Source organism: Pseudomonas sp. 10B238 (genome assembly GCF_000970615.1).
Lineage (GTDB): Bacteria > Pseudomonadota > Gammaproteobacteria > Pseudomonadales > Pseudomonadaceae > Stutzerimonas.
In genome coordinates this window covers 200,141-214,280 of the sequence record NZ_KQ033934.1, presented here as the reverse complement: position 1 = coordinate 214,280, position 14,140 = coordinate 200,141, and the positions used below count along the sequence as shown (strand labels likewise).

16 protein-coding genes and 1 riboswitch are annotated in these 14,140 nt (G+C 62.2%); of the genes, 10 read left to right on the top strand and 6 right to left on the bottom strand.

Features of this window, described 5'->3' with window-relative positions:
• Positions 1-40: 40 nt before the first annotated feature.
• The 10 genes from RT21_RS14015 to RT21_RS13970 all read left to right on the top strand — a co-directional run bounded on the left by RT21_RS14015 (position 41) and on the right by RT21_RS13970 (position 7,045).
• Entirely contained in the window at positions 41-703 is a 663-nt protein-coding gene (locus tag RT21_RS14015; protein ID WP_046163202.1) for a riboflavin synthase, read from the top strand.
• 11 nt (positions 704-714) lie between these two features.
• A complete protein-coding gene (gene ribBA, locus RT21_RS14010) occupies positions 715-1,794 on the top strand; it encodes a bifunctional 3,4-dihydroxy-2-butanone-4-phosphate synthase/GTP cyclohydrolase II (protein WP_046163201.1) in 1,080 nt (359 codons plus the stop codon).
• A 64-nt stretch (positions 1,795-1,858) separates the two neighbouring features.
• Positions 1,859-2,335 (top strand): 6,7-dimethyl-8-ribityllumazine synthase, encoded by a 477-nt coding sequence (gene ribE / locus RT21_RS14005; RefSeq protein WP_019340068.1) that lies wholly within the window; start codon positions 1,859-1,861, stop codon positions 2,333-2,335.
• Positions 2,332-2,817, top strand: coding sequence for a transcription antitermination factor NusB (nusB, locus tag RT21_RS14000; RefSeq protein ID WP_045424292.1), 486 nt, complete (start codon positions 2,332-2,334; stop codon positions 2,815-2,817). Before ribE ends, nusB begins: the two co-directional genes overlap by 4 nt.
• 14 nt (positions 2,818-2,831) lie before the next feature.
• Complete coding sequence (thiL, locus tag RT21_RS13995; protein ID WP_101153436.1) at positions 2,832-3,791, top strand: thiamine-phosphate kinase; 960 nt, start codon at positions 2,832-2,834, stop codon at positions 3,789-3,791.
• Between the two features lie 36 nt (positions 3,792-3,827).
• Entirely contained in the window at positions 3,828-4,328 is a 501-nt protein-coding gene (locus RT21_RS13990; protein WP_046163199.1) for a phosphatidylglycerophosphatase A family protein, read from the top strand.
• 95 nt (positions 4,329-4,423) lie between these two features.
• A complete protein-coding gene (locus RT21_RS13985; protein WP_046163227.1) occupies positions 4,424-5,071 on the top strand; it encodes a retropepsin-like aspartic protease family protein in 648 nt (215 codons plus the stop codon).
• A 119-nt stretch (positions 5,072-5,190) separates the two neighbouring features.
• Positions 5,191-5,808: a GTP cyclohydrolase II gene (gene ribA, locus RT21_RS13980; protein WP_046163198.1), complete on the top strand. Its 618-nt coding sequence runs from the start codon at positions 5,191-5,193 to the stop codon at positions 5,806-5,808.
• Positions 5,805-6,224: a hypothetical protein gene (locus tag RT21_RS13975; protein WP_046163197.1), complete on the top strand. Its 420-nt coding sequence runs from the start codon at positions 5,805-5,807 to the stop codon at positions 6,222-6,224. Before ribA ends, RT21_RS13975 begins: the two co-directional genes overlap by 4 nt.
• Complete coding sequence (locus tag RT21_RS13970; protein ID WP_046163196.1) at positions 6,221-7,045, top strand: cobalamin-binding protein; 825 nt, start codon at positions 6,221-6,223, stop codon at positions 7,043-7,045. Before RT21_RS13975 ends, RT21_RS13970 begins: the two co-directional genes overlap by 4 nt.
• Here the strand turns inward: RT21_RS13970 and RT21_RS13965 are convergent.
• The 6 genes from RT21_RS13965 to cadR all read right to left on the bottom strand — a co-directional run bounded on the left by RT21_RS13965 (position 7,042) and on the right by cadR (position 14,137).
• On the bottom strand, positions 7,042-8,934 hold the full coding sequence (locus RT21_RS13965) for a TonB-dependent receptor domain-containing protein (RefSeq protein WP_046163195.1): 1,893 nt from the start codon (positions 8,932-8,934) through the stop codon (positions 7,042-7,044). The two genes, RT21_RS13970 and RT21_RS13965, sit on opposite strands and share 4 nt — an antisense overlap.
• Positions 8,935-9,025: 91 nt before the next feature.
• Positions 9,026-9,239, bottom strand: a riboswitch (cobalamin riboswitch).
• A 259-nt stretch (positions 9,240-9,498) separates the two neighbouring features.
• Positions 9,499-11,400, bottom strand: coding sequence for a 1-deoxy-D-xylulose-5-phosphate synthase (gene dxs / locus RT21_RS13960; protein WP_046163194.1), 1,902 nt, complete (start codon positions 11,398-11,400; stop codon positions 9,499-9,501).
• Positions 11,401-11,529: 129 nt separating this feature from the next.
• A complete protein-coding gene (locus RT21_RS13955; RefSeq protein WP_046163193.1) occupies positions 11,530-12,417 on the bottom strand; it encodes a polyprenyl synthetase family protein in 888 nt (295 codons plus the stop codon).
• Positions 12,414-12,656: an exodeoxyribonuclease VII small subunit gene (locus RT21_RS13950; RefSeq protein WP_046163192.1), complete on the bottom strand. Its 243-nt coding sequence runs from the start codon at positions 12,654-12,656 to the stop codon at positions 12,414-12,416. Before RT21_RS13950 ends, RT21_RS13955 begins: the two co-directional genes overlap by 4 nt.
• Before the next feature lie 82 nt (positions 12,657-12,738).
• Positions 12,739-13,524 (bottom strand): sulfite exporter TauE/SafE family protein, encoded by a 786-nt coding sequence (locus RT21_RS13945; protein WP_046163191.1) that lies wholly within the window; start codon positions 13,522-13,524, stop codon positions 12,739-12,741.
• 184 nt (positions 13,525-13,708) lie between these two features.
• The gene (cadR, locus tag RT21_RS13940) at positions 13,709-14,137 is read right to left on the bottom strand and encodes a Cd(II)/Pb(II)-responsive transcriptional regulator (protein ID WP_234463417.1); all 429 of its coding nucleotides are present in this window, start codon (positions 14,135-14,137) and stop codon (positions 13,709-13,711) included.
• Positions 14,138-14,140: the final 3 nt, after the last annotated feature.

Here is a 14,140-nt window from a genome sequence, read left to right as displayed (position 1 = left end):
GTCATATGCATCGTTTCAACAGCCTTCCACGGGAGGCCGTATGTTCACAGGAATAATCGAATCCATCGGGGCCATTGGTGCCATGACGCCGAAGGGTGGCGACGTTCGCGTGCTGGTCGAGACCGGCAAGCTGGATCTGGCGGACGTCAAGCTGGGCGACAGCATCGCGGTTAACGGCGTCTGCCTGACCGCGGTCGAGCTGCCCGGCAACGGCTTCTGGGCCGATGTCAGCCGCGAGACGCTGGCACGCACCGCGTTCGTCGATCTTAAGCCTGGTAGCCGCGTGAATCTGGAGAAGGCGCTGATGCCGACCAGCCGTCTCGGCGGGCATCTGGTCAGCGGTCACGTCGATGGCGTGGGTGAGGTGGTGGCGCGTGAGGAAAACGCCCGCGCCGTTCAGTTCCGCATCCGCGCGCCGCGTGAGTTGGCCAAATACATCGCGCTCAAGGGTTCGATCACGGTGGATGGCACCAGCCTGACGGTCAATGCGGTCAACGGTGCGGAGTTCGAGCTGACCATCGTCCCGCACACCCTGGCCGAGACCATCATGGTCGACTACCGCCCCGGGCGGAAGGTGAATCTGGAAGTGGACCTCTTGGCTCGCTATCTGGAGCGCCTGCTGATGGGCGACAAGGCCGCTGAACCGAATGCCTCGGGCCTGACCGAAAGCTTCCTGGCCGAACACGGCTATCTGAACAAGTAAGGATTGGCCACATGGCTCTGAACACTGCTGAAGAACTGATCGAAGACATCCGCGCCGGCAAGATGGTCATCCTCATGGATGACGAGGACCGCGAGAATGAGGGCGACATCATCGTCGCTTCCGAATGCGTGACCGCCGAGCACATCAACTTCATGGCCCGTTTCGCCCGTGGCCTGATCTGCATGCCGATGACCCGCGAGCGCTGCGAGACCCTGCAGCTGCCGCTGATGGCGCCGCGTAATGGCTCCGGCTTCGGCACCAAGTTTACCGTCTCCATCGAAGCTGCCGAAGGTGTGACCACCGGCATTTCCGCCGCCGACCGTGCGCGGACGGTGCAGGCTGCCGTAGCCCGCGGTGCGAAAGCCGAGGACATCGTCAGTCCCGGTCATATCTTCCCGCTGATGGCGCAGCCAGGCGGCGTTCTGGCGCGCGCTGGTCACACCGAGGCGGCCTGCGATCTGGCGCGCATGGCTGGATTTGAGGCCAGCGGCGTCATCTGCGAAATCATGAACGACGACGGCACCATGGCACGTCGTCCGGAGCTCGAAGTCTTCGCCGAGCAGCACGGTTTGAAGATCGGCACCATCGCCGATCTGATCCACTACCGGATGATCCATGAGCGCACCGTCGAGCGCGTCTCCGAGCAGCCGCTGGATACCGAGCTGGGGCAGTTCACCCTGGTCACCTACCGTGACGACGTGGAAGACACCGTGCACATGGCGCTGACCCGCGGTGAGATTTCCCCGGAAGAGGCGACCCTGGTCCGTGTGCACAACATGGAGCCACTGCGCGATCTGCTGCTGGTCACCGTGCCGGGGCGTTGGAGCCTGCGCGCGGCAATGAGCGAAGTGGCCAAGGCCGGTAGTGGAGTAGTGCTGCTGCTGGGCAATCCGCTGACCGGCACGCAGTTGCTGGCGCAGCTCAACCGCCAGCAGTCGCCAAGCCCGGCCACCTACAGCACCGTCGGTGCTGGTTCGCAGATTCTTCGCGATCTCGGCGTGCGCAAGATGCGCCTGATGAGTTCGCCGATGAAGTTCAACGCGATATCCGGCTTCGACCTGGAAGTTGTAGAATACCTGCCTGCCGAATAAATGATGTCAGGGCGCCGCGATGCAACGCGGCGCCTTCGTTCTTTAAAGAGATGAGAAACCACCTATGACACTGAAGACCATCGAAGGTACCTTCATCGCCCCGCAGGGCAAGTTCGCCCTGGTTGTTGGCCGCTTCAACAGCTTCGTCGTCGAAAGCCTGGTGAGCGGCGCCGTCGATGCGCTGGTGCGCCACGGCATCGCCGAAGACGCCATTACCATCATCCGTGCGCCGGGTGCCTTCGAGATTCCGCTGGTCGCACAGAAAGTTGCCCAGCAGGGCGAGTACGACGCGATCATCGCCCTCGGCGCGGTCATCCGTGGTGGTACCCCGCATTTCGAATACGTGGCTGGCGAATGCACCAAGGGCCTGTCGCAGGTTTCCATGGAGTTCGGTGTGCCGGTTGCGTTCGGCGTTCTGACTGTTGATTCCATCGAGCAGGCCATCGAGCGCTCCGGCACCAAGGCCGGCAACAAGGGCGCCGAAGCTGCACTGTCCGCGCTTGAAATGGTGAGTCTGCTGGCGCAGCTGGAGGCCAAGTGAGCCTTAATCACGACGACAGTCAGGACACCCCGCAGCCCAAGGCCAAGGGCAAGATCGCCACGCGCCGTGTCGCGCGCAGCCTGGGAATGCAGGCCCTGTATCAGTGGCACATGGCAGGTCAGAGCCTGAATGAAATCGAGGCGCAGTTTCGCGTCGACAACGATTTCTCCGGCGTCGATGGCAACTACTTCCATGAGCTGCTGACCGGCGTGGCGCGCGCCAAGACTGAAGTCGACGGCGCCATCGTGCCGCATCTGGATCGCCCGCTTGAAGAGCTGGATCCGGTTGAACTGGCCGTTCTGCGCCTGTCCACCTACGAGCTGATGCATCGTATCGACGTACCCTACCGGGTGGTGATCAATGAAGGCATCGAGCTTGCCAAGGTGTTCGGCGCCACTGACGGGCACAAGTTCGTCAATGGTGTGCTGGACAAGCTGGCGCCGATCCTTCGCAGTGCCGAGGTCGGCGCTTACAAGCGCTGAACCTGATCTGCCTGATGGGTGAGTTCGAGCTGATCCGCCACTACTTCGCCGCCGCCGCTTGTGCCAGGGCTGGCGGCGATGTCGTTTTAGGGATTGGCGATGACTGTGCATTGCTCGCTGTTCCGCCCGGCGAACAGTTGGCAATCTCCACCGATTCGCTGACGGCTGGGGTGCACTTCCCCGATCCGTGCGATCCGTACTCACTCGGTCAGCGCGCGTTGGCCGTTTCCACCAGCGATCTCGCTGGCATGGGCGCCACGCCCATCGGGTTTACGCTGGCGCTGACGCTTCCTTCCGTCGATTCCAACTGGCTGGCCGAATTTGCCCGTGGCCTTGACGCGATGGCGGCTGGCTGCGACATGCGTTTGATCGGCGGCGACACCACGCGCGGCCCGCTGAGCATGACGCTGACGGTATTTGGGCGCGTGCCGGTAGGCGAGGCGTTGTTGCGCAGCGGTGCGCAACCCGGTGATCTGCTCTGTGTTGGCGGAGCCCCCGGCGACGCAGCCGGGGCTTTACCGATCGTGCTTGGCGAGCGGGAGGCGGACACCGTCGAAGCGGCAGCACTGCTAAGACGCTACTGGTCGCCGCAACCCCAGCTCGCGCTCGGCCAGGCGCTGCGTGGCAAGGCAACCGCGGCGTTGGATATCTCCGATGGCTTGTTGGCCGACTGCAACCATATAGCCACTGCGTCTTCTGTTTCGCTGGTAATCGAGCAAGCCCGGGTGCCGCTGTCGGACTCGCTGGTGCGTTTCGCCGGGACTGATCAGGCCCTGCAATGCGCCTTGGGGGGAGGAGACGACTATCTTCTGGCGTTTACCTTGCCGGCAGATGCGTTACCGACCATGCAGTCCGAAGGATGGCCAGTTCACGTCATTGGCCATGTGGAGGTGGGAGAGGGCGTTCGGTTGGTGGATGCTGATGGGAGGTCTGTGGGCATCGGTCATCCAGGCTACAACCACTTCACCAGCTGAGCCGCCGACGCTCGAACTAATAATGAGGACAACCGTTTGACCGATTCTCTGCAGCCTGCCGCCGAACCGACCCCGCATTCGGTGTGGAGCAATCCATGGCACAACCTGGCCTTTGGTTTCGGCTCCGGCACCTTGCCGAAAGCGCCCGGCACCTGGGGCTCTCTGGTAGCGCTGGCCTTCGTGCCGCTGTGGCAGATGCTGCCGGGCTGGGGATACGGCGCGCTCATCGTCGCGAGCATGCTGTTCGGTATCTGGCTGTGCGGCAAGGTCGCCCAGGATCTGGGCGTGCACGACCATGAAGGCATCGTCTGGGACGAGTTTGCCGGCATCTGGATTACCTTCTGGCTGGTGCCTGCGGGCTGGTACTGGCTGCTGCTCGGGTTCATCGTGTTCCGTCTGCTGGATATCCTCAAACCGTGGCCGATCAGCTGGGTAGATCGGCAGGTCCATGGTGGGCTGGGGATCATGCTTGATGACATCCTCGCCGGATTTGCCGCTTGCGGTGTGATGCACATAGCGGTGCGCTTGTTAGGCTGATTGTCTCGGAGGCTTGGGCTGTGCGTCGGATCGCTGCAATGCCGGAAGGGCTCGTGAAACAATGCGACCTGTCCTGTTTCACAAGGCCGCCACTGATGCGCCTCGTTTCTTTGCTGCTTGTCTCCACGCTGTCGCTCCTCTCGCTGGCTGTCACAGCTGCACCTCGTGTGCAGGTGGTCGGCCTGTTTCCTGGCGCTGCTGTGTTGAACGTCGACGGCCAGCGCAAGCTCGTACGGGTCGGTCAGGTAGGGCCGGGCGGTGTAGAGGTAATAAGCGCTGATTCGAAAAGCGCGGTTCTGCGGGTGGAGGGCGTCGAGCGCAGCTATGGTCTGTCTCGTGAGTTGAGCTCAGGATTTGCCGAGCCTGATCGCCGGCAGCTGAGCATCGCCCAGGGGCAGGGCGGTCACTACTGGATCGCCGGCTCGATCAATGGTCAACCCGTGCAGTTTCTCGTCGACACCGGCGCCACGTCGGTAGCGATCAATGAGATTCAGGCGCGGCGCCTGGGAATCGATTACCGAGTTGATGGCCGGCAGATCGTCGTCGGCACAGCAAGCGGTACGGCCAAGGCCTGGCGGGTCAACCTCAACAGTGTAAAGGTCGGCGCGATCGACGTGCTCGGGGTCGAGGCCGTCGTGGTGGAAGGCGGCTCACCGACGGACGCCCTGCTTGGCATGAGCTTTCTCAGTCGAGTCAGCTGGCGTGAGGATCAGGGCGTACTAAAGCTCGAATCCAAAATCTAGACCTGGCCATCGTTACGCAATCTTGGCGGTATCGCTTCGTTGGCTGCCGATCTTCCGATACAGCTTGCTGCAGCACTGCTGTTACAATATCCGCTTTTCCGCTTTCTGGAGTCTCTCCGGTGTCAGTCGTGTTCGTCGCCGCTTCCAAACTGCCGACGCCGTTCGGTGTGTTCACCATGCATGGTTTTCTCGATCAGGACACTGGCAAGGAACATGTCGTACTGACTCTGGGCGATGTCGCGGACGGCAAGCCTGTTCTGGGTCGCCTGCATTCCGAGTGCCTCACCGGTGATGCCCTGTTCAGCCTGCGCTGCGATTGTGGCTTTCAGCTCGAAGCTGCGCTGCGCGCGATCTCCGAAGAGGGCCGTGGGGCGCTGCTGTATCTACGCCAGGAAGGTCGTGGCATTGGTCTGTTGAACAAGATCCGCGCCTACGAGCTTCAGGATGCTGGCGCTGACACGGTGGAAGCCAATGAGCGCCTCGGCTTTGCGCCGGACATGCGTGACTACGCGATCTGCCTCCCCATGCTCGAACACCTGGGCATCGCCGAAATCAAGCTGATGACCAACAACCCGCGCAAGGTGAAGGCCCTGCAAGGCTTCGGCATACGCGTCGCCCAACGCATGCCTTTGGAAATCGCACACAACCCGCACAACGAAAAATACCTCGCCACCAAGGCCGGAAAACTTGGCCACATGCTCGGCGAGATCCATCAGGGCGAAGCCGAGCAGTCGTGAACCGCGCTGCCGCCCGCCGCCAGCTGTCGCTCGATGGCTGGTTCTATCTGCTACTCATCGTTGTGCCTGTGCTCGTTGTCCGCCAGTTTCCACAGGTCGCAGGCCGCTTCGGCGAGCATTTGGCGTTGCCACTGTTCATTGGCGGTCTTGTCCTGTTGTTTCTCAATCTGCCCCGTTTCAGCGCCTATAAGCACGCCTTGATCGCCACTGAAAAGGATCTCGGCACGGATGCTGAGACATTTGCCTGGTCGAGGCTGCGCAGCGTCCGGCTGCGGGCTTTGCGAACCGCCGCGTTGCCGGCGTGGCTGGGGGCGATAGGCGTGCCACTCGGACTTGAACCGGTTGCCCAGTTGCTGCTGGTCTGTGGCAGCCTGGCGCTGCTGGTGCTCTACCGCCTACCGCGTCAACTGCAATGACCAGAGTGCTGGCTCTGTTGCTGGCACTGTCAGCATCGACCTGGCTGGGTGCTGCCGAGCGAGTCGTCAGCCTAGCCCCTTCGCTCAGCGAAATCATGCTGGAACTGGATGCCAAGGCGCTGCTCGTCGGCATGCTTGACGGTGGTGAGCGACCTGCATCGCTGGAGGCGATGCCCTCAGTGGGCCGAATGGGTCAGCTGGAAATGGAAAGCCTGCTAGCCCTTCAGCCAACGCTGGTATTGCTCTGGCCGGACAGCATCAGCCGTGCGCAGCGCGACCAGCTCTCACAGTTCGGCATCCCGGTGCTCGTCGTTCAGCCTGTATCCTTGGAACAACTGGCCGAGCAGTTTGCACGGGTTGGTCAGCGCGTCGGCCGAGGCGAGCAGGGGCGCGAACTTCAACGTCAGTTTTCCTTAGGCCTGGAGCAACTTCGGCGTCGATACCACCGAGAGCAGCCGTTATCGGTGTTTTATCAGGTTTGGAATCGCCCCCTGTATACGCTCGGTGGACGCCAGATCGTCAGTGAGGCCATCGAGGTATGCGGTGGTCGTAACGTATTCGCCGATCTGCAACTGCCGGCGCCCCAGGTCAGCGTCGAGTCCGTGCTATCACGTAACCCTGACGTTATCCTGGCTGGCAGCGGTGCTCAGCTATCCGAATGGAATGCCTGGCCGCAGTTGGAAGCGGTGCGTAAGGGACAGCTGTGGGAAGTGCCCGACAAGGGGCTCGAGCGACCGAGCTTCCAGATGCTCGGTGCGATCAGGAAGCTCTGCGAGGTTATGGCGCTGGCGGTACCCGAAGGCGCTCCTGAACGGCCCTAAAGCGACGGTGCCCAGGTCACAGCGAAGAGCACTGTGCGGCCTTCCGAGTTGTAACCGTACTGACCCGAGCTATAAGTCGCCTCAATATAGTCCTTGTTCAGCAGGTTGTTCAGCTTAGCTTCCAGGCTGATGTCCCGGCTGACTTTCCAGCCACCCCGCAGACCCAGCAAGCCATAGCCGTCAAGTTCGGTTGTGTTCGCTGCGTCATCATAGCGGCCGCTGACAGCGCGCCAGTTGGCGCCAACCGAGAAGTCGCCGAACTGGCGATCCAGGTCCAAATTAAGGGTGCGCTTAGCGCGGCGTGGCAGCGTGTGGCCGCTGTCTCGGTCGCGCGGGTCGATTAGGCCGAGTGCGAGCTGGGCTTGCCAGCCGAACAGCTGTTCGCTCAATGCAGCCTCAAGGCCATTGATGCGTGCTGTCTGTACGTTGTAGGGCTGCCAGCCGGTGCTGATGTCCGAAACGATCGCATCCTCTATATCGGTGCGATAAAGCGCCAGCTCCAGCGAGCCGCTGTCGCTGTAACGGCTACGCCATTGCACTTCGTAACTGCGGGAGCGCTCGGGGGACAGGTTTGGGTTCGCGCTGGAGTAGCAGAAGCCGAAGAAGCACTCGTCTGGATAGTAGAGGTCGTTGAACGTTGGCGCGCGGAAGCCTTCACTGTAGGAAAAAATCAAATCGTTGCGCGTATCCAGAGGGACGGTCAGCGCGCCATTCCAACTGTTTTGGCTTCCATACTGCTGGTTCTTGTCGTGCCGTATGCCCAGCTCCGTGGAGAACAGCCTGCCGGTGTAGCGATGCTGGATGAAGCCTGCATGGTTCCACCGTGATTCTTCGACAAAATCCGTCGTGCTATGGAGTCGGTCCTCATACCAGTCCGCGCCCAGCGTGACTTCGTGATCACGTGTAAGGGATAGCGTGTTTATCCAGCTTGCGGAATCACGATAGGTGCTAAAGCTGTAAAACATATTGGGGCTGGCTGTCGGCAGGTCATTACCGGTGTCGCGCTTGTCTTCGCTGTGGCCAAGTTCAAAGCGACTCTTCCAACCATCGCTAACCTTGAGAGTGGCGAAGCTGGAAAGGGTACTTAACTGAAAGTCGGTGGTCGGCTGGGACGGGCCGAATACATCGTCGTATTCGATCTGCCCACGCTGATCCAACGCGCTGAATCCGGCTTCCAGATGCTCGTTGAAGCGGTGCGACAGATTGAAGCTCAAGGCACGATTACGATAGGCATCGTCGTCACGATTGAGGTTGTCGCCGTGCCGAGTTGCGTCGATACCAGCGGTTTCATTCAGCGATGCGGCTAGATTCACTTGAGTCTGATCGTCTCCGCCGGAAACAGCCAGGCTGCGCTCGAAGGTCGAGTGGCTGCCAACGCCTAAGCGCAGGCGTGGGGCCAAGCCCGTGTCGTTCCCTTGCCGGGTGAATATATGTACCACGCCGCCGATTGCATCGGAGCCGTACAGTGCCGAGCGCGCACCTCGCACGACTTCTATGCGCTCGATATGGTCCGGGTTGAGAAACTCGATGCTGCTGGTGCCGCTGGAAGCCGCCGCGATGCGCTGGCCGTCTATCAGGAAAAGTGTTTGTCCGCTGGCGGTGCCACGGATAAACACGCTGGTAAGGCTGCCGGCACCACCGGTACGCACGACACTTACACCCGGTACGCGCTCCAGCAACTCGGCGACTGTGCGAGCCTGCAAGCGGTCGATGTCGGCGCGAGTGAACACCGTGGTGGCTGCCGCAGTTTCGGTTCGCAGCTGTGGCAAGCGGTTAGCGGACACGATGGTATCGCCGAGCTGCAGCGCGTCATAGTAGTCAGGTGTCTGGGCGTGTACGGAGATGCTTGGCAGCAGTGTCACCGCCAAGGCAAGTCGGGTCAGCTTCATCAAAATCGATCCTCAAAAGTTCAGCGCTTTTGAGAAGGGCAGGAGCAAGCGCAAGGGCACGCAGCCGCGCTTGACGGTGCTGCCCTCCGCAACACCAGTCGATCCGCCAGGCCGGTCTCCGGGCTTTCGACGCGCACCGCGCTCGCCTTCCCGTGCTGGGCACAGTGGCGGTTGAGCGGGCGGTGATCCTCGGATCACGGTCGATTACCGTTGCGGGGGCAGCGCCGGCCTTGCTCTTCGAGCGCACCGGCTTCCCGTTTAATGCGGACCTGGCGGTCGTGCACACCTGGGCGGATAGGAAATCGCGCGAACCTTACGGCCTGGGCTGGGGAAAGACAAGCGAATGAGCGACGCGCCTCAGTGCAAGGCTGCGGTAAACAGAGCTGATCGGTTGGGGGCTTAGGAAGCTCTCGGCTCGGGAGGGATTGATCCGCCCGGCCCAGCTACGGCAGCGTCGCGTGGATGACGTTTCATCCATCCCCGGACCCAGCGAAGATCGAGGTATGGAAATTCGACTCCCATATACCCAGGCCGCCTCGCTGTTGCCCGTGGCGGCGCTGGATCCTACGGCTGAGTGTGCAGCCTTCCCAGTCGCGCTTTGACTGCCGCCTCAATACCGGCGGCGTCCAGTCCGCACTCCCTGATCATCTCGCTGGGTTTGGCATGTTCAACGTAGTAGTCGGGCAGGCCCAGCTGGAGGAGCGGTGTGCTCAGGTTTTGCGCGGCGAGGAACTCTCCGACCGCACTGCCGGCACCGCCCATGATGCTGTTCTCCTCGATGGTCACCAACAGCTCGTGGCTGTCGGCTATCTGGCGCACCAATGCCTCATCCAGGGGTTTGACGAAACGCATGTCGACGACTGTTGCGTTCAGGGTTTCGGCAACCTGCATGGCGTCCGGCAGTTGCACGCCAAACACCAGCAGCGCGACCTGCTTACCCTCGCGACGTACCATGCCCTTGCCGATCTCTAGCGGCTCGAGGCCCGGTTCGATCATTGCGTTCGGGCCGGTGCCGCGTGGATAACGCACCGCGGCGGGACCTTCGAAGTGGTAGCCAGTGGTGAGCATCCGGCGCATCTCGTTCTCGTCGCTCGGTGTCATTACCAGCATGCCGGGGATGCAGCGCAAATAGGCCAGGTCGAAGCTGCCCGCATGGGTCGGGCCGTCTTCGCCGACCAGACCGGCGCGGTCGATGGCGAACAGCACGTCGAGGTTCTGCACCGCGACGTCATGGATCAGCTGATCGTAGGCGCGTTGCAGGAAGGTCGAATAGATTGCCACGACCGGCTTGGCACCCTCGCAGGCCATGCCCGCAGCCAGCGTAACCGCATGCTGCTCGGCAATCGCGACGTCGAAATAGCGGTCCGGATAACGCTCGCTGAAATCGACCAGATCCGAGCCTTCCTTCATGGCAGGGGTGATGCCCATCAGGCGTGGGTCTGCCGCGGCCATATCGCACAGCCATTGGCCGAACACGTTGGAATACTTCGGGCCGCTGGGTTTCTTCGGCTTGACCGGGCCGCCGATGGGGTCGAGCTTGCTGATCGCGTGCCAGGTGATCGGGTCGACTTCCGCCGGGGCGAAGCCTTTGCCCTTTTTGGTGACTACATGCAGAAACTGCGGGCCGGAGAGGTCGCGCATGTTGCGCAGGGTGCCGATAAGCGTCGGCAGATCATGGCCGTCGATCGGGCCGATGTAGTTCCAGCCGAGTTCTTCGAACAGCGTGCCCGGGACCAGCATGCCCTTGGCGTACTCCTCGGTGCGGCGGGCGATTTCCCAGGCGCCGGGAAGGCGCGAGAGGACCTTTTTGCTGCCTTCGCGCATGCTCGAATAGGTGCGGCTGGAGAGGATCTTGGCCAGGTAGTTGGACAGTCCGCCGACGTTGCGCGAGATCGACATGTCGTTGTCGTTGAGCACCACGAGCATGTCCGCACCGACTTCCGGCGCATGGTTCAGCGCCTCGAAGGCCATCCCGGCCGTGAGCGCACCGTCGCCGATGACCGCGATGGACTTGCGCTTCTTGCCCTGCATGCGGGCGGCGATGGCCATGCCCAGTGCGGCGCTGATCGAGGTACTGGAGTGGCCGACGCCAAAGGTGTCGTACTCGCTCTCGCTACGGCGTGGGAAGGCGGCGAGGCCGTCCTTCTGGCGCAGGCTTTCCATGCGCTCGCGGCGCCCTGTGAGAATTTTGTGCGGATAGGCCTGATGACCGACATCCCAGACCAGGCGGTCTTTCGGGGTGTCATAGACGTAATGCAGGGCAATGGTCAGCTCGATCACACCAAGGCCAGCACCGAAGTGCCCGCCGGTCCGGCCTACGCTGTAGAGAAGGTCCTGACGCAGTTCGTTGGCGAGTTCTTCGAGTTCCGCTTCGCCTAGCCGGCGCAGCTGCTCGGGCGTGGCCGCGCGATCTAGAACGGGCGTCGCAGGGCGGACCCGAGGAATCTCATGAAACGTCTTGGGCATCGGGCGAATCATTTTGGCTGAAAAAAGAGCCGCAGTTTACCCGATGGTTACAACGATAAGAACGTCTCAAGCATCAACGGTCGCCGTTATGCCGAACAGACGCAGCGCCGAGCAGTGGCGGTTCGCCGGTCAACTGCGGCGTTCCACGATGAAGCAGGCCAGCTGGCGCAGCGGCTCGGCGCTGGGCCCGAACGGGGCGACGGCCTCGAGCGCCAGGTCACGCAGCTCCAGCGCATAGGCCTTGGCGCTGTCCATGCCGAGCAGCGACGGGTAGGTGGGCTTGTCACGCGCGATATCGGCACCCTGGTGTTTGCCCAGCGTAGCGGTGTCGCTTTCCACATCGAGGATGTCGTCTTGTACCTGGAACGCCAGGCCCACCGCTTGAGCGTACTGCTGCAATGCTGCCAGTTTCTGCACATCGGCACGGCCACTGGCGAGGGCGCCGAGACGTACGCTGACTTCGATCAGCGCGCCGGTCTTGTGCCGGTGCATCAACTCCAGAGCGTTGCGGTCGAGCTTCAGTCCCACCGATCCCAGATCGATCGCCTGGCCGCCGACCATGCCGGCCGGGCCTGCGGCACGTGCGAGGCTGGCCAGCATGTCCAGGCGCAGGGATGGGTCGGATGGGTTGAGCGGGTCGCACGCAAGGGCTTCGAACGCGAGGCTCTGCAGGCCATCGCCGGCGAGAATCGCGCAGGCTTCGTCGAAGGCCTTGTGGGTGGTGGGTTGGCCACGGCGCAGGTCATCGTCGTCCATGGCTGGCAGATCATCGTGCACCAGCGAATAGGCGTGAATCAGTTCGACGGCACAGGCTGCGCCATCGGCCAGGGCAACGTCACCCTCGAGTGCTTCGCAGGCGGCGTAGACCAGCAGGGGACGGACGCGCTTGCCTCCGTTCATCACGCTGTAGCGCATGGCCTGGTAAAGACGGTCGAGTTGCGGGCGCGGTGGGGAGAAGAGTGTGCCGAGGCAGTTGTCGACGCGTTGCTGGCAGCGTTTCTGGTAGTCGCCGATCATGCTTCGGAATCCGCCTCGAATGGCGCTTCCTGCAACTTGCCGTCACGCTCCCGAAGGATCTGCACTTTCTGTTCGGCCTGGCTCAGTGCTGCCTGGCAGTCACGGGTCAGACCGATGCCCTGCTCAAAGCAGGTCAGCGAGTCTTCCAGCGACAGCTCGCCGCTTTCCAGACGCTCGACCAGCTGCTGCAACTCGGCGAGGGATTGTTCGAAATCGAGGGCGACTTTCTTGCGGGCCATGGCGGAACCTGTTCTCTGCGGCTGCTCTGAAACGGGCGCGACACTAGCAGAGCTGGCCGGTATACGCCATAAGCCGAGCGGGCTAGAGGCCTGCCGGTGACGGCCAGTACATGGCCTGGAAGTAGTAAAGGGTCATGGTGCTGCCCACCAGAATCACGAACAGACGCAACCAGGTCGAGGGCAGTTTCTTACTCAGCGCGCCGCCAGCGTAGCCGCCAAACGTGGTGCCCACCAGCAGGATCGCCAGTTCGTAGCCGCTCACCCGTCCGGCGATGACAAAGGTCGCTGTGGCGACGCTGTAGATCACCGCCGAGATCAGGTTTTTCAGCGCATTGGCGCGGACCAGCTGATGGCCTTCGATGGAAAACGCCGCCAGCTGCAGGATGCCCATGCCGGCACCGAAATAGCCGCCGTAGATCGAGACCAGCGCGTGAGCGGCCAGCGATGTCGGGGCATGAGGCGGCACCGCGTTATTGTCCTTGCGGCGCGCCGCGAGCCAGCGACTCAACCAGGGACTGGCGGCGAACAGCGCGGTGGCGAGCAACAGCAGCCAGGGAATGAGCAGGCTGAAGACGTCATCGCCGCTGGCCAGCAGCAAAAGGCCGCCGAGCAGACCACCAATCAAGCCTGCCAGTAGCAGGGGGATCAGGTAGCGGCCAAGGGGGCGTAACGCCGAACGTGCGGCCCAGGCGCCGGCGAGGCTGGCGGGCCAGAGCGCAACCGCGTTGGTCGCGTTGGCGGTCACTGGCGGCAAGCCCGTGGCAAGCAATGCTGGAAACGAAAAGAAGGTACCGCCGCCTGCGAGCGCATTCATGCCTCCCGCGGCAAAGCCGGCAGCGATCAATAGCAGCATATCGAACAAGGGCATCGGAAAGGCTCGAGGCAAAAAGAGACGAAGATTATCGCTGCCGCTGCGTTGCGCCAAGCACCTGCAATATCAGTCACCAGCGGTTGGCGCCAGCCACATGCCGACAAGCCACGCGTTAGCGGAGCCGGGCGCGACGCCAAGTGTTGACCGGCGATTGTTAGATAAGGTCACCTAAAACCGACTGCTACGGCTGCGTGGTGCCGACCTTGATAGCCGCTGGCGAACTGGTCAGCTCGTTGAGGATGCCGCAGCCATGCATGGCGCGATTGCCGGTGCAGCAGCTGCGTAGTTCCTGTAACTGACGCTCCAGGGCATGAAGGTTCTCCAGTCGCGTACGGACGCGTTCGAGCTGCTCGTCGATCAGGTGGTTGATGTCGCCGCAGCTGGCGTCCGGGTGATTGGAGAATTCAAGCAGCCGGCGAATATCAGCCAGCCCGATATCCAGTGCGCGGCAGTGGCGGATGAACGTCAGTTGCGCCAGCTGCCTGGAGGAATAGGATCGGTAGCCGTTGGAACCGCGCTCCGGGGCGGGCATCAAGCCGATCTTTTCGTAATAGCGAATGGTTTCGACATCGACGTTTGCCGCTGTGCTCAGCTCGCCTATGCGCATCATGGC